13 protein-coding genes are annotated in these 17136 nt (G+C 59.6%); 3 read left to right on the forward strand and 10 right to left on the reverse strand.

Going from position 1 to position 17136, the window contains the following annotated elements; all coding sequences use genetic code 11:
* Window positions 1-2082, forward strand: a complete 2082-nt coding sequence (locus ACZ5FP_RS16925) for a hypothetical protein (protein WP_464661353.1) — start codon at window positions 1-3, stop codon at window positions 2080-2082.
* Window positions 2083-2090: 8 nt separating this feature from the next.
* Here the strand turns inward: ACZ5FP_RS16925 and ACZ5FP_RS16930 are convergent, their stop codons facing one another.
* Window positions 2091-2603, reverse strand: a complete 513-nt coding sequence (locus ACZ5FP_RS16930; protein WP_223612559.1) for a GNAT family N-acetyltransferase — start codon at window positions 2601-2603, stop codon at window positions 2091-2093.
* A 574-nt stretch (window positions 2604-3177) separates the two neighbouring features.
* On the opposite strand from ACZ5FP_RS16930, the gene ACZ5FP_RS16935 reads away from it, so the two are divergent.
* Window positions 3178-4155 carry a glutathione S-transferase family protein gene (locus ACZ5FP_RS16935; protein WP_464661354.1) on the forward strand — a complete coding sequence of 326 codons (978 nt, stop codon included), beginning with the start codon at window positions 3178-3180 and terminating at the stop codon, window positions 4153-4155.
* Between the two features lie 2 nt (window positions 4156-4157).
* Here ACZ5FP_RS16935 and ACZ5FP_RS16940 read toward each other — a convergent pair whose 3' ends face one another.
* Entirely contained in the window at window positions 4158-4628 is a 471-nt protein-coding gene (locus ACZ5FP_RS16940; protein WP_464661355.1) for an NUDIX domain-containing protein, read from the reverse strand.
* A 357-nt stretch (window positions 4629-4985) separates the two neighbouring features.
* Between ACZ5FP_RS16940 and ACZ5FP_RS16945 the strand changes: the two genes are divergently transcribed.
* Window positions 4986-5909 (forward strand): metallophosphoesterase family protein, encoded by a 924-nt coding sequence (locus ACZ5FP_RS16945; protein ID WP_464661356.1) that lies wholly within the window; start codon window positions 4986-4988, stop codon window positions 5907-5909.
* Window positions 5910-5912: 3 nt separating this feature from the next.
* On the opposite strand, the gene ACZ5FP_RS16950 is transcribed toward ACZ5FP_RS16945, so the two are convergent.
* The 8 genes from ACZ5FP_RS16950 to ACZ5FP_RS16985 form a co-directional block, all read right to left on the reverse strand.
* A complete protein-coding gene (locus ACZ5FP_RS16950; protein WP_464661357.1) occupies window positions 5913-6545 on the reverse strand; it encodes a hypothetical protein in 633 nt (210 codons plus the stop codon).
* Between the two features lie 75 nt (window positions 6546-6620).
* On the reverse strand, window positions 6621-7385 hold the full coding sequence (locus ACZ5FP_RS16955) for an alpha/beta fold hydrolase (RefSeq protein ID WP_464661358.1): 765 nt from the start codon (window positions 7383-7385) through the stop codon (window positions 6621-6623).
* A gap of 56 nt (window positions 7386-7441) precedes the next feature.
* Window positions 7442-9142, reverse strand: coding sequence for a 2-isopropylmalate synthase (leuA, locus tag ACZ5FP_RS16960; protein WP_464661359.1), 1701 nt, complete (start codon window positions 9140-9142; stop codon window positions 7442-7444).
* Window positions 9143-9446: 304 nt separating this feature from the next.
* Window positions 9447-10391: an alpha/beta hydrolase gene (locus ACZ5FP_RS16965; RefSeq protein ID WP_464661360.1), complete on the reverse strand. Its 945-nt coding sequence runs from the start codon at window positions 10389-10391 to the stop codon at window positions 9447-9449.
* Between the two features lie 304 nt (window positions 10392-10695).
* Entirely contained in the window at window positions 10696-11928 is a 1233-nt protein-coding gene (locus tag ACZ5FP_RS16970) for an ATP-binding protein (protein ID WP_464661361.1), read from the reverse strand.
* A gap of 182 nt (window positions 11929-12110) precedes the next feature.
* The gene (locus ACZ5FP_RS16975; RefSeq protein ID WP_464661362.1) at window positions 12111-13019 is read right to left on the reverse strand and encodes a cation diffusion facilitator family transporter; all 909 of its coding nucleotides are present in this window, start codon (window positions 13017-13019) and stop codon (window positions 12111-12113) included.
* Window positions 13019-15202, reverse strand: coding sequence for an anthranilate synthase (locus ACZ5FP_RS16980; protein WP_464663332.1), 2184 nt, complete (start codon window positions 15200-15202; stop codon window positions 13019-13021). The genes ACZ5FP_RS16975 and ACZ5FP_RS16980 overlap by 1 nt, the downstream gene beginning before the upstream one ends.
* A 236-nt stretch (window positions 15203-15438) precedes the next feature.
* Window positions 15439-17118, reverse strand: coding sequence for a formate--tetrahydrofolate ligase (locus ACZ5FP_RS16985; RefSeq protein ID WP_346307475.1), 1680 nt, complete (start codon window positions 17116-17118; stop codon window positions 15439-15441).
* Window positions 17119-17136 lie beyond the last annotated feature (18 nt).

Below are 17136 nucleotides of genomic sequence, written 5' to 3' on the forward strand. Positions count from 1 at the left end.
ATGTATCTCTCCCTCGATTTCCAGCCCCTGCTCTCGACCCCACTTCTGGCATTGCTGCTCCTGCCTTTGCTGGCGCTTGCACTGGCAGGCCTGTACCTGCGGCAGCGCGGCAGCGTGATCCGCCTGCTGGCCGTGGCCGCGCTCGCCATGGCGCTGTTCAATCCCGTTGTCATCAACGAGGAACGCGAGCCGCTCAAAAGCGTCGTCGCCCTGATCGCCGACCGCAGCCAAAGCCAGGATATCGGCGACCGTACCACCGATACGACCGAGGCGCTCAAGCAGGTCCAGGCCGCGCTGGCGCGCCTGCCGCAGTTCGAGGTGCGGACCGTCGAGACCAACCGCGCCAGCGAAACCGACGATGCCACTGCCACGCGGCTGTTCCAGGCCATGAACGGCGCATTCCGCGATGTTCCGCCCTCGCGCATCGGCGGCGCCATCATGATCACCGACGGGCAGATCCACGATATCCCGAACAATGTTGCGGCGCTTGGTTTCAACGCACCGATCCATGGCCTGATCACCGGCCGTCCGGGCGAGATCGACCGGCGCATCCAGTTTGTCCGGGCACCGCGCTTCGGCATCACCGGCAAACCGCAGCAGATGACCTACAAGGTCACGGCCGCCGGTGAGCCCCAGGGCGGCCGGGCGCGCGTCACCGTGCGGGTAAACGGCAACGAGGTGTTGTCGCAGGATGCCATCATCGGCCAGGAAATGCGGCTTGAGGTGACGCTGCCGCGCGCCGGCGTCAATATTGTCGAGCTGGCAGTCGATGCCGTTCCCAACGAGCTGACCGAAATCAACAACCGCGCCGTCGCCATGGTCGATGGCATCCGCGAGAACCTGAAGGTACTGCTGGTTTCCGGCGAGCCGCACAATGGCGAGCGCACATGGCGCAACCTGCTGAAATCCGATGCTTCGGTGGATCTCGTCCACTTCACCATTCTGCGCCCGCCGGAAAAACAGGACAGCACGCCGATCAATGAACTGTCGCTGATCGCCTTCCCGACGCGGGAACTGTTCGTTGAGAAGATCGACCAGTTCGATCTCATCATCTTTGATCGCTATCAGCATCGGGACGTGCTGCCGCTGCTCTATTACGACTACATCAACGACTATGTGCAGAAGGGCGGCGCGTTGCTGATTGCCGCCGGCCCCGAATATGCGGGCAATGTCTCCATCGCCAACACGCCGCTCCTGACCATCCTGCCGGCAACGCCGACAGGCGATGTCACCGAGAAAGCTTTCTACCCACGTCTGAGCGACGACGGCAAACGCCATCCCGTGACACGTGGCCTTGAAGGCAGCACGCAGGAACCGCCGCAGTGGAGCCGCTGGTTCCGTGTCATCGATGTCAACAAGCCGGATGGCACGGTCGTGATGAATGCCGGCGACAAGCCGTTGCTCGTGCTCAACCGTATCGGCGAAGGCCGGGTCGGCATGTTCCTGTCCGATCAGGGCTGGCTGTGGGCGCGCGGCTTTGAAGGCGGCGGCCCGCATGCCGCGCTCTACCGCCGGATTGCCCATTGGCTGATGAAGGAACCTGAACTGGAAGAGGAAGCTCTGACCGCAACGGGCAGTGGCCGCAATCTCGAAATCCGCCGCCAGACGATGAAGAAGACCGCCCAGCAGGCCAGCATCATCACGCCATCCGGCAAGAAACAGGACATCCCGCTCACCGAGACCGAACCCGGCGTGTTCACCGCCTCGGTGCCGACAACGGAAATCGGCCTGTTTCAGGTTGCCAATGGCGATCTGACGACGCTGGCCCATGTCGGGCCGGTCGATGCGCCGGAGTTTGCCGATTACATATCGACGACAGCCAAGCTCGACGGCTTCGCCCGCGAAACCGGCGGCGGTGCCCGCCGCCTGCGGGCAACCGCAGACCAGACATCGATTGAAGTGCCCAGCATCGTCGCCTCGCGCAGCTTTGCCAGTGCCAGCGGTGACAACTGGATCGGTTTGCGCCCAACCAGTGAAACGGTGCTGAAAAGCGTCAACCGCCTGCCGCTGTTCTCCGGCTTCCTCGGCCTTGCCGCAATGATCCTTGTCCTTGGCAGCATGTGGTACCGCGAAGGCCGGTGAATACCGGCCTACTGACCGTCAATCCCCGCATGCCGCACCCGGCCCTGCACGTCTTTCAGGGCGCGCGGCGTGAGTTCGCAGGCAAGGAACCGCGATGGTTCGACCGGCGCGGGCATCTCGATCTGATGCCCGACAATGGGGCGGAAACCGAATGGCGCATAATAGGGCTCGTCGCCCACCAGAATGACCAGCTTGTGTCCGGCAAGCCGGGCAGCTTCCATGGACATGCGCATGAGCGCCGCGCCAATGCCCTGCTTTTTCCAGGCGGGCCGGACCGCCAGCGGACCGAGCAGCATCGCCGGTGTCTTGCCGATCAGGATGGGCGTCAACCGCACCGACCCCACGACATGCTCGCCGTTCAGCGCGACAAAGGACAGGGTGCGGTCATGCGGACCGCCTTCGCGGATGCGATAAGCGGCACGGGTGAAACGGCCAGGGCCGAATGCTTCCTTGTTGATGTCTTCGATGGCAGCGTCATGCACCGGTTCTTCCGGCGCGTAGGTCACGACATGGGTCAGCATGCTGGGTATCTTCATAAAGGAGTAGACAATGGCCTTTGGCCAACACAGGAAAGTCCGCCGCGCTGTTCAAGCGCCGGTTCGGGTTTCATCGTCGGATGAAGAGGAATCCTGTCACAAAATGTCTCCTTTTTTTCCGCGTAGCATCTCAGCCGCCCGCCGTAAACCAATTTTCGTGCGCCCATGGCAAAAAGTGACACTCTGTTCACCTGGAACGGGGTGGTTTGGACGGCATTTGTGTCTAGGGTCAGGACCCATTAATCTGGTCGAAATGGTACGCGGCCATTTGTTTGGATACAAGGAGCGAAGGCGATGGGAATGTTTATCCATTCTCAAGTCCTTTGCGACGATGTAGACGGGCAAATGGACCGTATCCTACGGACGCCGAAACGGCTGCAAGCTGCAGTGTCGAGCTGCTCGGCCGGGGGAAGACCCCGCCCTTCGCATCTCTCCTCGCATCTTCTTGCCGTTTCAGGCGCCATTTCGATCATATTAATGGGTCCTGACCCTAGGTATAGGCAATCGGCAATAAACGCAGTTACCGTTGCACGCAGGTTTGCGAGCCAAGGAGTATGAAATGGGTCTTCTGATTGACGGCAAGTGGCACGACCAGTGGTATGACACCAAGGACAGCGGCGGGCGCTTCATCCGTTCGGAGTCGCAGTTCCGCAACTGGGTGACAGCGGATGGCTCTGCCGGCCCTTCCGGCAAGAGCGGCTTCAAGGCCGAGGCCGGGCGCTATCACCTCTATGTTTCCTATGCCTGCCCCTGGGCGCACCGCACGCTGATCTTTCGCGCATTGAAGAAGCTCGAGGATGTCATTTCCGTATCGGTGGTCGATCACTTCATGGGCGCCGAAGGCTGGACCTTCCATGCCGTGGATGGAGCCACACCGGATCATCTGTTCGGTTCGAAACGGCTTCACGAAATCTACACGCGCGCCGACCCGTCCTATTCCGGCCGCGTGACCGTGCCTGTTCTGTGGGACAAGCAGCAGAATACCATTGTTTCGAACGAGTCCTCCGAAATCATCCGCATGCTCAACACGGCGTTCGATGCTTTTGGCGATGCCTCACAGGATTTCTACCCCGAAGCCCTGCGTGGCGAGATCGACGCCGTCAATGCGCTGGTCTATCCCAATATCAACAATGGCGTGTACCGCGCAGGCTTTGCCACCACGCAGGAAGCCTACGGGGAAGCGTTCGACCAGCTGTTTGCCACGCTCGACCAGCTGGAAGAGCGGCTCGGCAGGCAGCGCTATCTCGCGGGCAATCGGGTTACCGAGGCGGACTGGCGGCTGTTCACCACCCTGCTGCGCTTCGATCCGGTTTATGTCGGGCATTTCAAATGCAACCGGCAGCGCATTGCCGACTATCCGAACCTGTCCAACTATACCCGCGATCTCTATCAGGTGCCTGATGTGGCCGGGACCGTGAACATGCTGCACATCAAGGCGCATTATTACGGCAGCCACAAAACCATCAACCCGACGGGCATCATCCCCAAGGGGCCGCAGCTGGATTTTGCCGCGCCCCATGACCGCGACCGGTTCTGAACTCACCAGGTGAGCGATATCTCGGCACCGTCGAGAATTTCGGCAAGCCGCCGCCGCGTCGCGGCGGTGGTGCCTTCCGGCAGGGCATCGAGCCGGAAAAATCCGGCCTCGGCGATTTCACGGTCCGGCAGGCGCGGTGCGGTCTGCCGGAACGAACGGCAGACATAGAGCGCAACGTGGTCGCGCTTTGAGGCATGCGCATTGTGATAGATGGCAAAAAGCTGCGGCCTGGCCGTCAATTCGATATTGCCTTCTTCAATCAACTCTTTCGCCAGCGTGTGCTCGATCGTATGGCCGGTTTCCACGCCGCCGCCGGGAAACTGCCAGCCGGGCACATAGGTATGCCTGATGAGAAAAACCGACCGCGCCGCTTCGTCGAGGATCACGCCACGCGCGCCCAACGTCATCGGGCGCCGCAGGAGAAAATAGGTGTGAAACAGGCGATGCCGCCATTTCACGCTTTTGTCAGCCATTTCACCGGTCCTAGAGCCTTTCCTGCTTAAATAGAATCGTTCTGCCGGAGGGAATTTGGTTCAAGGGCGAGGGATTTGGCGAGACCGATGCCTTTCCATCGGGCGAAGCCGAAGCCCGATGGCATTGGGCCAAATTCACCCGGCCCTTCGGGTTTCCGGCTGGCGGACACCCACTTTGTCAGGCAGCTTCGTCCGATGGGTCAACATCGGCCTCGCTACCTTCCGCGTGGATTGTCTCGCCATCCCGGAAACAGAACTGGTTCTATTTAAACAGGAAAGGCTCTAAATGGGAACCCAGTAACGATACAAAGGTTCTAACACTGGATTCCTACGCTACACTCTCTTAAAGCTGAAATAATGTTCCGTCTTGCACATATCTCCGACATTCACCTGTCGCCCCTGCCCGCGCCGAGCCTGCGCGAGCTCGTGTCAAAACGCATCACCGGCTATATCAACTGGCGGTCCAACCGCAAGGGCTCGATGACCGGCGGTACGCTCGATACCCTGGTTGCCGATCTGAAGGCGCAGGCGCCGGACCATCTGGCGGTGACGGGTGATCTCGTCAACCTGGCGCTGGATGAGGAACTGGAGACCGCCGAACGCTGGCTGAAAACCCTGGGCAATCCGCATGACGTATCCGTTGTCCCCGGTAATCACGATGCCTATGTGCCTGGCGCTTTGAAAAAAACCCGGCGCTACTGGGCACCATGGATGCTGGGCGACCGCGAGGCAGCCGAACACCGCCCGGTTGAATTCCCTTACCTGCGGGTTCGCGGCGATGTCGCCCTGATCGGGGTGTCATCGGCCCGCGCCACCGCACCGTTCATGGCGACCGGCGATCTGCGCGACCGGCAGGCACGCCGCCTCGGCGAAATTCTCGATGAAACCGGCGAGCGCGGCCTGTTCCGGGTGATCATGATCCATCACCCGCCGGTGCGCGGCGCAGCGCCGTCGCACAAGCGCCTGCTTGGCATCGGCCTGTTCCAGCGGACCGTGCGGCGGCACGGCGCGGAACTTGTGCTGCATGGCCATACGCATCTGGCGACACGCTACGCAATCGACGGCCCTGGCTGGAAGATACCCGTTGTTTGCGTGCCTTCCGCCAGCCAAAGCTTCGGCGGCCACAAGCCGGCGGCCCGTTTCAACATCTTTGCCATCGCGAAGACGGCGTCCGGCTGGTCATGCTGCATGATGGAGCGCGGCATCGTCGACGCCGCCATGACCATCGGGACGATAGCCGAGCACGAGCTTCACGTCGGCGCTGTTTCCGCGCCCGCCTGAGCGTCAGAAATAGGGTGAAAGCCGGTCCCAGAAAAAGGCGAGCAGTGCGCCAGCACCGGCGAAAGCACCGATCAGCAGCCAGATGACCGCATTGACGAAATCATTCGCTATCGAGCGGTGCTGCCGAAGCGGGACCGCCGGTACCGCCGCCGATTGCGGGGTGGGCTCGGCCGGGCCGGATGGCGCAGCAACAGCCGCGGAGCGCAGGCTGACCCGTTCGCCCTCCATCATGCGCTGCCGTTCGACGATCCGCTCTGCAATGTAGGTGGTGACCGCGTCGGAGATCGGCTTCACCTCGGGCGACTCTGCCAGAACGCTCCGCCCAAGCCTTGTATCCCTGACAAAGCGATAGGTGCGCCTGTCCCGGCCCATCATCACATGCGCGGTGGCATCGATCCACAGGCGCGGCTGCAAGCCGGTGGAAATGGCAAAATCCCACTGCTCGTCATCGGCAGGAACTTCATCGAAAACCGGCTGCAGATCCTGCGCCAGGATTTCGATCCGGGCGAGATCCGCTTCCTTCATGTCGATGACGACATCGCCGCGGTCCGCCGCTGCCACCTGCGCACCGCGAATGGCGTCGCCGAGCCTGCGCCTGGCATCCATCGGGCTGATCTTGTCGTGCATCTCACTCATAGGCGTTTCCGGCAAGTGGGGTTAAGGCATCATTAACAATATGCGTCCGTCGTTGCATCACAAACTTGTCCGAATTCAGCCTGTGCGCACAGTTGTCGAAATGAGACGAATGACCTCGTCCGGAATCTCCTCGACCAGCATATGTCCGGCCCCGTCAAAACGATGTATTGAGAAACGCGGCGGCAGCTCTTCCGATTGATACACCGGCAAGACATTGTCCAGCCGCCCCCATGCGACGGTGACCGGCATGGCGAAAGCCTGCAGGAAATCTCTTGGAATAGTCCCCTGCAAACCGTCTTTCATCATGCGCGCGAGAATGGCATCGAGCCGTTCGATCTGTCCCGGCTTGCGGCGCAGGTCCACGTCGCGCCGGATCATCTCTTCGGGAACAGGATTGCGCCAGCCGAACATGCCCTCCAACGCCAGCTGAAGCGCGCCATGTGTTCGGGCCGCCGCATAATGCCGAAGCAACCGGCCATTGATATCGGGACCGAAGCCGCCCGGGGCCAGCAAAGTCAGCGAGGCCACTTTTTCAGCGGCAAAGGCGGCAACCAGCGCGGCGGTTGCACCGCCCATGGAGTGGCCGACCAGATGAAGCCTTGGAATATCGCGTCTGTTGAGGTCCTCAACAACCGCCTGCGCAAAATGGCGGGCGGTCACCGCATCGGGGTAATCCAGCGACGCGCCATGGCCGGGCAGATCGAATGCAAGGGTCGGATGATCAGCGGAAATCGTCGTTTGCACGGCATGCCAGCCGGCGGCGGTTCCGCCAAACCCATGCAGGAAGACGACGGGTGTTCCCTTCCCCTCACCCATCTCGATTGCGTGCAACTGGTGCATGAAACGCTCCCAACAGAAAAAGGCCGCTTCGCAGCGGCCTTTTTGAGGTATCCGGCTTATTTGCCGATGATGCGGTTGGCCGCCGAGACAATGCCCTCAAGCGAGGCGGCAACAATGCTCTTGTTGATGCCGGCACCGAAAATCTTGCCGTTCGGATGCTCGATTTCCATGTAGCTGATAGCCGCCGCGTCGGAACCGTGCTGGAGTGAATGTTCGGAATAATTGACGACCGAGAGCTTGAAACCGAGATAGTGCGACAGGGCATCGATGAAGCCGTCGACCGGGCCCGTCCCCCTTCCCTCGATCCGCTTTGTCTCACCGCGATCGGTGATCTCGGCCGAGAGGATGCGCATGCCCTTGTGCTCCGTATCGGGATAGGTGTGGTGATCCACGAATTTCAGGCGGGCATCCGGCTGATCGACATAAAGCTCGATGAACCGTTCATAGATCCGCTTGGACGGCATTTCCTTGCCCTCTTCATCGGTGATCTGCTGGATGTCCTCGCGGAACTCCACCTGCATGCCGCGCGGCAGATTCAAACCGTAGTCAGCCTGAAGAATATAGGCGATGCCGCCCTTGCCGGACTGGGAATTGATGCGGATGATCGCCTCGTAGCTGCGGCCAACGTCCTGCGGATCGATGGGCAGATAAGGCACTTCCCACAGGGTCTTGTTGGCCTGCTTGATCGCCTTCATGCCCTTGTTGATGGCGTCCTGATGCGAGCCGGAGAACGCCGTATAGACCAACTCGCCCACATAGGGGTGACGTTCCGGAATCACCAGCTGATTGGAATATTCGTAGACTTCCTTCATCCGGTTGATATCGGAGCAGTCGATTTCCGGATCGACGCCCTGCGTGAACATGTTCAGCGCCAGGGTGACGATGTCGACATTGCCCGTCCGCTCGCCATTGCCGAACAGGGTGCCTTCCACGCGGTCGGCACCGGCCATCAGGCCGAGTTCCGTCGTGGCGATGCCCGTTCCGCGGTCGTTGTGCGGATGCAATGAAATGATCAGGTTTTCACGGTTGTCGAGCTGGCGGCACATCCACTCGATGCGGTCCGCATAGACATTCGGCGTCGACATCTCGACCGTCGACGGCAGATTGATGATCAGCTTATTGTCAGGGGTCGGCTTGACGATTTCCGTGACCGCATTGCAGATCTCCAGCGCCACGTCGAGCTCCGTTCCGGTAAAGCTTTCCGGCGAATATTCGAAGCGGAAGCCGCCGCCGGCCTTTGCCGCCATGTCGGTGATCATCTTGGCCGCATCGGTGGCAATGGTTTTGATGCCGCCGACATCCTTGTTGAACACAACCCGGCGCTGCAATTCGCTGGTCGAGTTGTAGAAATGGATGATCGGCTTGGTCGCGCCCTGCAGCGATTCAAAGGTACGGGTGATCAATTCGGGACGGCACTGCACCAGGACCTGCAGGGATACATCATCGGAAATATTGCCCTCCTCGACACACCAGCGGGCAAAGTCGAAATCCGTCTGCGATGCCGAGGGAAAGCCGATCTCGATTTCCTTGAAACCCATGTCGAGCAACAGGGCGAACATCCGCACCTTGCGGTCGTGGCCCATCGGGTCGATCAATGCCTGGTTGCCATCGCGCAAATCGACGGAACACCAGATCGGTGCCTTTTCGATGCGCTTGGACGGCCATTGGCGGTCCTTCAGATCAACCAGCGGATACGGTTCATATTTCTTGCGGGCATCGGGCATACCCATGGTGCGGGGAGCGGTCATATCGGTCATTTGCTTCTCGTTTCCGGCCGTCTGCGCATCTCTGGCGCTCGTGCGGCACTTTTTCAAGCGTTGGAATGGTCTTGTAAAGGGGTAAGGAGCAAAAAGCCTGGCGGCACTTTCGACCGCCGGACGCTCCTCTCAACGAGCCCGGCGATCGCCGATAAGGTCGAGAAGAAGCGGAAGGAGATAGGCGCGGCTGGTCAAACCCGCAAAAGCGGATTTGGCAAAAGACGACAAATGTGTCTGGCGCGTTTCCATGGGCCAGACAATTAAACGACTGTCCGGCCGGATGCAAGAGGTGTTCGCAGGGAACTCAGTTCTTCTTCAACTCAGCGCTCGTTCCCGAAAGCCACTCGCTGACAACCCGCACGTCGTCATTGCCGAGGCCATGATCGGATTTGATCGACTTCGCCTCGACCGTTGCCCCGTGCGAACGCAGCAGGGTCGCAAGCGCCGGCGCGAACGGCGCGTAGGTCTGGTCGGCAACGCCGGAAACCGTCAGGACCCGTGCACCCGCGAGATTGGCATCGGTATTTTCCGTCAGCACCGGCATGGAGCGCAGCAGCACCGCCTGCTTGACCATGTCCGGATAGAGCATCATCACCGCGCCAACCAGGTTGGCGCCGTTCGAATAGCCGAGGAATGTCGTGCGGTTGAGATCGATCTTGTACTTCTCCGTCGCCTGCTTCAGGAAACCGGCGAAGGCCTTGGCCTCGACGTGAATGTCCTTCTGGTCGAAGCTGACCGCCGTCAGGCGGCGGTACCACCGGCTGGTGCCATCCTGCATGATCCGGCCGCGAACGGCGAGCAGAAGCGCATGCGGCGCGATCTTGGTGGCGAGGGAAACAAGGCTGGTTTCGTCCTGGCCCGAACCGTGCAGGAGAACCATCGCATCGCCATTGGGCTCATCCGGCCGGTAGAGCCGGTATTTGAACGCAAGATCGTCCCGCAGCGCGTTCTCGCCCTGTGGAAGAATCTCGCCCTTCACTGCCTTTTTCAACATGCCTGCACCGCCTGTTGCAACGATATTGATGGGCTGCGCCTTCTCTGGCGCGGGCACCACTGCCTGCAGCTTCTGCCCGCAGGCGGCCGTGTTAGTTTTACCGGTAACCGCAAGCGGATCAACCGGGTTCGCCGGGGCCGCCACCTTCGCTGCCGCCGGCTTCTCACAGTCGATGATGATCCGTGCGCTGGCGGGATAGGCCGCAGCCATCAATGAAAGTCCGGTGAGAAGTGCGTAGAGGGTCGGTTTACCCATAAGTTAATCCTGACAGTTGAAGGTTAACTAATTTTGTAAACAGCCGCGGTTGTCCGCCCGGCGCTGCCTGCGTTTTCGGCGCTCGATTCCCTGGAGAATGGATGCTTGCCGCCAAATCCTGTGTCCCCTGACTGACGCCCCCGGCGCTGCATCATTGATGGAGAAATTGCTTTGCTTGATGATGGTGTCATTCAGCGGCTCTGCTATGTCAATATAATTGTAACAAAATCATGACAGCTCGAAACATTGCGTGACAAATGTTGCTGCCGTGCACCGGTTTTTGTAGTTCTCCAAACCATATCCATCAGTTCCAGAGATGCGAGACCGGCACGGCAAACATGTTGGAACCGAATGGAACGACCTTATCGCCATCATAGATGAGTATGCCCGCGACGAACCGGCCTTTCGTTACCTCTGAAAGCTTACGCATTCCACGAAAATCCTCAGATAGCACGGTAGCAGATGCTTTGACTTCAATCCCCACTATCCCGCCCCGATTGTCTTCAAGAACAAAATCAACCTCTTCCTGGGTCCTGGTTGTCGTTCTGAAATGATGAATAGATATTCCTCGCGCCTGCATCCATCCGACCTGTTTAAGAAGCTCGCCAAAAACAAAGCTTTCCAGCAAGTGGCCAAACACATTCCGATCTGACCTGATTCCATCCATTGTGACGCCGAGTACGGACGCAAGCAGCCCACTATCAAGAAAGTGAAGTTTTGGCGACTTGGTCAGCCGCGATATCTGATTGTTATGCCATGGTTCCACTGTGCGAGTGATATACAAGGCCGTGAAAATATCGAGATAGCGTTGGACGGTCTTGCGATCCATCGCCAGAGCGGCACCGATTTCGCTGAAATTGATGAGTTTTGCCGAATAGTTTGCAAAGAGACGGATCAGCCGCGGCATGTCACCAATACGGGTGATATCAGCGATGTCGCGCACGTCCCGCTGAATGATAGCGTTTATATAATCGAGATACCATTTGGTGCGTCGCTCTGGCGTGGAGCGTGCAATTGCTTCGGGATAACCACCCGCCAGCACAATCTCGATTAATTCCGGGCCCGAAACAGATATTCCCTTAACCGGCGCCACCTGGCCTTGAAAAGCCAGTTCAAGGAAAGTTGGCTTCTGCCCGCTTATTTCGCCCCGCGCCAGCGGCATCAATGTAATCCCTTCCATCCGTCCCGCGAGGGAATCGGCGACTGTTGGCAGCGTCATGATGTTGGCCGAACCGGTCAGCAAGAAGCGTCCCGGGCGCGGATCGTCATCAACACTTTCCTTGATAGCGAGCAATAAACCAGGCGCTCGTTGAATCTCGTCAATCGTCACGCGATCCAGGCCTCTTATGAAACCTTTGGGATCAGCTTTGGCAGCATTCAGTATCGTTGCGTCGTCGAGCGTAAAATAGCTCCTCGAGGTGTCGGACACAGACTTTGCCAAGGTCGATTTTCCCGCCTGACGCGGTCCTGCAATCAGCACCACTCGACTGTCCGTCAGAGCAGATTTTACATCTTGTGCAGAAAATCTCGGATACATTTTCCAACTGCTTGAACGACCTGCAAATTGACCCTAAGATACAAAACGGGATTTCACAATACACAAAACAGGATTTCACCCAGCACAGAATGGGAATAGAAGTGGCGCAAAAAGGGATTTAAAACACCAGATTGCCGCCCCAACCAGGAGCCTTGCCCGCTTCGCCCACAAGGTTGGGTCGCTCAGGCAAAGGGAACGGCAGCTGTGCCGATCGGCAGCTTGGCCTCTTCTTCCGGTTCGACATGAATGACGACACTCGAATCGGGAATCTGCTGCATCAGCGCATTTTCCATGCGGTCGCAGATGACATGCGCGTCGCCGACGCTCATGCTGGCATGAACGACCAGATGAAACTCGATGAACGTCACCCGCCCGGCGACGCGCGTCTTCAGGTCATGCACCTCCAGCGCACCGCCGGCATTGGCCGAGATGATGTCGCGGATGCGCATGGTTTCATCGGAGGGAACACCCACATCCATCAGACCTTGTACGGACGACCCGATCACACCCCAGCCTTGCCAGAGAATGTTGAGCGCAACGATCACCGCAAGCAGCGGATCGAGGAACGTCCAGCCGGTAATCACGGCACCGACGAGACCGATGAACACACCGATGGAGGTCACCACATCGGTCATAATGTGCTTGCCGTCCGCCAGCAAGGCTGGTGATTTGTGCCGGCGGGCACGGCTGATCAGCAGCGTGGCCCACAGGGCGTTCACAAGCGAGGCACCGCCATTGATCGCCAGACCCAGCCATGGTTCCTCCATGACCTTGGGCATCTCCCAGGCGGACCAGACTTCCCGCAGGATTAAGAGCGCCGCCACGACGATCAGCACGCCCTCGAGCACCGCCGAAAAATACTCGGCCTTGTGGTGCCCGAACGGGTGATTCTGGTCGGCGGGCTTGTGGCTGACACGGATCGCCCACCAGGCGGCAAGCGCCGCCACGACATTCACGATCGATTCCAGTGCGTCGGAGTAGAGCGCAACCGAACCGGTGACGTGATAGGCGGCATATTTCAGTGCCAGCACGCCCATGCCGACGAAAATCGACCAGAATGCCAGTCGCTGGACGACGTTTTCACCTTCCATCAGGCAGCTCGCTCCTTGGCCTTGCGCGGCAGGTGCGCCACGATGTTTTCAATCATGCGCATGCCCGCATTATGCCCGAGGGTCATAATCGATTCCGGATGGAATTGCACCGCCGCAATCGGTTCGCTCTTGTGTTCGAACGCCATGATGACCCCGTCTTCCGTCTCCGCCGTCACGATGAACTCATCCGGCAGCCGCACCGGATCGGCAAAGATCGAGTGATAGCGGCCAACCGTGACCTCCTTCGGCAGGCCCGAAAAAATCCTGCCCTGCTTTGTAATCCGGATACGTGACGGTTTTCCGTGCATCGGAACGTGCAGCTGCCGCAGCGTGCCGCCATAGGCTTCCGCCAGTGCCTGCAGGCCGAGGCAGACACCGAAGATCGGCAGGTCGCGCTTGCGTGCGTTCTTGATCGTTGCCTTGCAATCGAAATCCTCCGGCGTGCCCGGCCCCGGCGAAAGCACCACCAGATCAGGTTTCAACCGGTCGAAGATTTCATCGGGTACCGGCGTGCGAACAGTGGTCACGGTGGCGCCCGTCTGCCGGAAATAGTTGGCGAGCGTGTGGACGAACGAATCCTCGTGGTCGACAAGCAGGATCGACAGCCCCTCGCCGACCCGCGCAACGGCGCGTTCTTCCACAGGGATATTGCTCTTGTGCGCCTCGCGCACCGCCGCAATCATCGCGGAAGCCTTGAGTTCGGTTTCCGCCTCTTCCTCTTCCGGAATGGAATCGAACAGCAGTGTCGCTCCCGCCCGCACCTGCGCGATACCATCCTTGATGCGGATGGTGCGCAGGGTCAGGCCGGTGTTCATGTCGCCATTGAAATTGACCATGCCAATGGCACCGCCGTACCAGGCGCGCGGGCTGCGCTCGTTTTCTTCGATGAAGCGCATGGCCCAGAGCTTTGGCGCTCCCGTCACCGTCACAGCCCACGCGTGCGACAGGAAACCGTCAAAGGCGTCCATATCCTCGCGCAGACGGCCCTCGATATGGTCCACGGTGTGAATAAGCCGGGAATACATTTCGATCTGGCGGCGGCCGATGACGCGCACGGAACCCGGCTCGCACACCCGGCTCTTGTCATTGCGGTCCACGTCCGAGCACATGGTGAGTTCGGACTCATCCTTCTTGGAATTGAGCAGCTTGATGATCTGCTCGGCATCGGCAATCGCGTCTTCGCCACGCTTGATCGTTCCCGAAATCGGGCAGGTCTCGATACGGCGGCCAACGACGCGCACGAACATCTCCGGCGAAGCGCCGACGAGATATTCATTGTCGCCCAGATTGATGTAGAAGGAATAGGGCGACGGGTTGATGGCTTTCAGACGGCGCGAAATGACCGAAGGCTTGGTCTCGCAGCGCTCGTAGAATGTCTGGCCCGGCACCACTTCGAAGAGATCGCCGCGCTTGAAGCTTTCCTTGGCTTTCTTGACGAGTTCCGCATAGTCGCCGGGATTGTGGTCGCCGCGACCCGGAATCGTGCTCGTCGGCTTGAATGCCCTGGCTTCGGTTTCGCGCGACAGGCCTTCCGTGGAAGCGCCCTCGAACGCGTATTCATAACGGTCGAGCCATGCCTTGGCGGCGTGGTGATCGACAACCAGAATTTCATCCGGCAGATAGAGCACGATGTCGCGCTGGTCGTCCGGCCGCTTCAGCTTGTACTGGATCGGATCGAACTGGAACGCGAGATCATAGCCGAACGCGCCATACAGGCCGAGATTGGCATCCTCCTCGCTGAAGAACAGGGCGACGATGCCGCGCAACACCGTGAAAACCGAAGGAATGCGCGAGCGTTCTTCTTCGGTGAACGGACGGCTCGGCAGGGCGATTTCAAGATCGAGCTTCGTTGCGCCTGCGGCAGAAATCGACACTTCGGCAAGGGCCGAAACCGCCTTGTGGATCGGGCGCAACAGGATTTCACCGCGCTTGTTCAGCGCCTCGATCGTCATATGCCGGCCGTTGGAGGTGATGACAACCGGAGGATCGATAATGGCCGTATCCCAGCGCGTGTAGCGGCCGGGATATTCATAGTTGGACGAGAAAACTGCCCCGCGCCGTTCATCCAGCCCGTCGACATAGCTGTCGATGGCGCTGGCATAGGCAGTCGCAATGCGTGACCGGGAGATGGTAACACCGCCTGCCGTGTCGAAAATTTCCACGTCGCCCTCAATTCTATGCATCATCATTTCCACTCCGTTGCATTTGGCTTTGCGGGCTTCTGGCGGTCAAACAAAAAGGCCGCCCGGAAAACCCGTTGCGGCCCTGATCCCTTTACATGCGTGCAAAAGGCTGCGTGGCCGCGATCAGCGAGCCCACCACCAGCCATTTGACATAATAACGCACGTGTTCATGGCGGTGATTGTTAGCGTTACGCGGCGGCGCTTGCAACAGCAAAAATCGCCGGCCTGAAAATCGCTCAGAACAGCCCTTCGATCAAACCTTGCCCGTTGAGATGAATGCGTTCGGCCGAAGGCGATTTCGGCAGACCCGGCATGGTCATGATCTCACCGCAGATCGCGACGACGAAACCGGCGCCAGCCGAAAGGCGCACCTCCCGCACATGCACCACGTGATTGACCGGTGCGCCGCGCAGGTGCGAATCCGTCGAGAACGAATATTGCGTCTTGGCCATACAGACAGGAAGATGGCCGTATCCGGCGGCCTCCCATTGCCGCAACTGCTCCCGCACGCTGGCATCGGCATCCGCCTCCGCACCGCGATAGATGCGCTTGACCACCGTCTCGATCTTGTCGAACAGGGAGAGCTCATCCTCGTAGAGCGGCGAGAACTGGGCCGAACCGCTCTCGGCGAGAGACACCACCTTGTGCGCCAGCTCTTCGATCCCGGCCGATCCCAGCGCCCAGTGTTTGCACAGGATGGCTTGCGCGCCATGGGCCGCGACGAAGTTCTTCACGGTTTCGATCTCGGCATCCGTATCGGCGCTGAAATGATTGATCGCCACGACAACAGGCACACCGAACTGCCGCACATTTTCCATGTGGCGGCCAAGATTGGCACAGCCCGCCTTCACCGCAGCAACATTCTCAAGACCGAGATCGTCCCTGGCAACGCCGCCATGCATCTTCATGGCGCGGACCGTGGCAACGATGACGGCGGCGGCCGGTTTCAATCCCGCCTTGCGGCATTTGATGTTGAAGAATTTCTCTGCGCCGAGATCGGCACCGAAACCGGCTTCCGTCACCACGTAATCCGCAAGCTTGAGCGCGGTCGTGGTGGCAACGACGGAGTTGCAGCCGTGGGCAATATTGGCGAAGGGGCCGCCATGCACAAAGGCCGGATTGTTTTCCAGCGTCTGCACCAGATTGGGCTGCATGGCATCCTTCAGGAGGACGGCCATCGCCTTGTCGGCCTTGAGGTCCCGGGCATAGACGGCGGTCTTGTCGAAACGATAGCCGATGATGATATCGCCCAGCCGCCGCTCGAGATCTTCGAGATCGGTTGCAAGGCAGAGAATGGCCATGACTTCCGACGCAACCGTGATGTCAAAACCCGATTCACGCGGAAAGCCGTTGGCCACGCCGCCCAGGGAAGACGCGATGTCGCGCAGCGCGCGGTCGTTCATGTCCATGACCCGCCGCCAGGTTACGCGGCGCGTGTCGAGATTGAGTTCATTGCCCCAATAGACGTGATTGTCGATCAGGGCTGCCAGCAGATTGTGCGCCGCGGTGATGGCGTGAAAATCGCCGGTGAAATGCAGGTTGATGTCTTCCATCGGGATGACCTGCGCATAGCCGCCGCCGGCAGCGCCGCCTTTCACACCGAAGCAGGGTCCAAGCGACGCCTCGCGGATGCAGACAATCGCGCTCTTGCCGATGCGGTTGAGACCATCGCCGAGACCGACGGTCGTCGTCGTCTTGCCTTCACCGGCCGGTGTCGGGCTGACCGCCGTCACGAGGATCAGCTTGCCATCCGGAGCACCGCGCTTCGAGCGGATGAATTCCGCCGAGAGTTTTGCCTTGTCGTGCCCGTAGGGAACGAGGTGTTCCGGCGCAATGCCAATCTTTGCACCTATCTCGAAAACCGGTTTCTTGGTTGCAGCGCGGGCGATCTCAATATCGGACTTCACGACAGCCATCGGCATATCCTCCCCATT

It is taken from the genome of Phyllobacterium sp. T2-21 (genome assembly GCF_055378485.1).

What these genes read in the sequence shown, in the direction of transcription:
- ACZ5FP_RS16925 (WP_464661353.1), top strand. Translation starts at nt 1, where the DNA reads ATGTATCTCTCCCTCGATTTCCAGCCCCTGCTCTCGACCCCACTTCTG.
- ACZ5FP_RS16930 (WP_223612559.1), bottom strand. Translation starts at nt 2,603, where the DNA reads ATGCTGACCCATGTCGTGACCTACGCGCCGGAAGAACCGGTGCATGAC.
- ACZ5FP_RS16935 (WP_464661354.1), top strand. Translation starts at nt 3,178, where the DNA reads ATGGGTCTTCTGATTGACGGCAAGTGGCACGACCAGTGGTATGACACC.
- ACZ5FP_RS16940 (WP_464661355.1), bottom strand. Translation starts at nt 4,628, where the DNA reads ATGGCTGACAAAAGCGTGAAATGGCGGCATCGCCTGTTTCACACCTAT.
- ACZ5FP_RS16945 (WP_464661356.1), top strand. Translation starts at nt 4,986, where the DNA reads ATGTTCCGTCTTGCACATATCTCCGACATTCACCTGTCGCCCCTGCCC.
- ACZ5FP_RS16950 (WP_464661357.1), bottom strand. Translation starts at nt 6,545, where the DNA reads ATGAGTGAGATGCACGACAAGATCAGCCCGATGGATGCCAGGCGCAGG.
- ACZ5FP_RS16955 (WP_464661358.1), bottom strand. Translation starts at nt 7,385, where the DNA reads ATGCACCAGTTGCACGCAATCGAGATGGGTGAGGGGAAGGGAACACCC.
- leuA (WP_464661359.1), bottom strand. Translation starts at nt 9,142, where the DNA reads ATGACCGATATGACCGCTCCCCGCACCATGGGTATGCCCGATGCCCGC.
- ACZ5FP_RS16965 (WP_464661360.1), bottom strand. Translation starts at nt 10,391, where the DNA reads ATGGGTAAACCGACCCTCTACGCACTTCTCACCGGACTTTCATTGATG.
- ACZ5FP_RS16970 (WP_464661361.1), bottom strand. Translation starts at nt 11,928, where the DNA reads ATGTATCCGAGATTTTCTGCACAAGATGTAAAATCTGCTCTGACGGAC.
- ACZ5FP_RS16975 (WP_464661362.1), bottom strand. Translation starts at nt 13,019, where the DNA reads ATGGAAGGTGAAAACGTCGTCCAGCGACTGGCATTCTGGTCGATTTTC.
- ACZ5FP_RS16980 (WP_464663332.1), bottom strand. Translation starts at nt 15,202, where the DNA reads ATGCATAGAATTGAGGGCGACGTGGAAATTTTCGACACGGCAGGCGGT.
- ACZ5FP_RS16985 (WP_346307475.1), bottom strand. Translation starts at nt 17,118, where the DNA reads ATGGCTGTCGTGAAGTCCGATATTGAGATCGCCCGCGCTGCAACCAAG.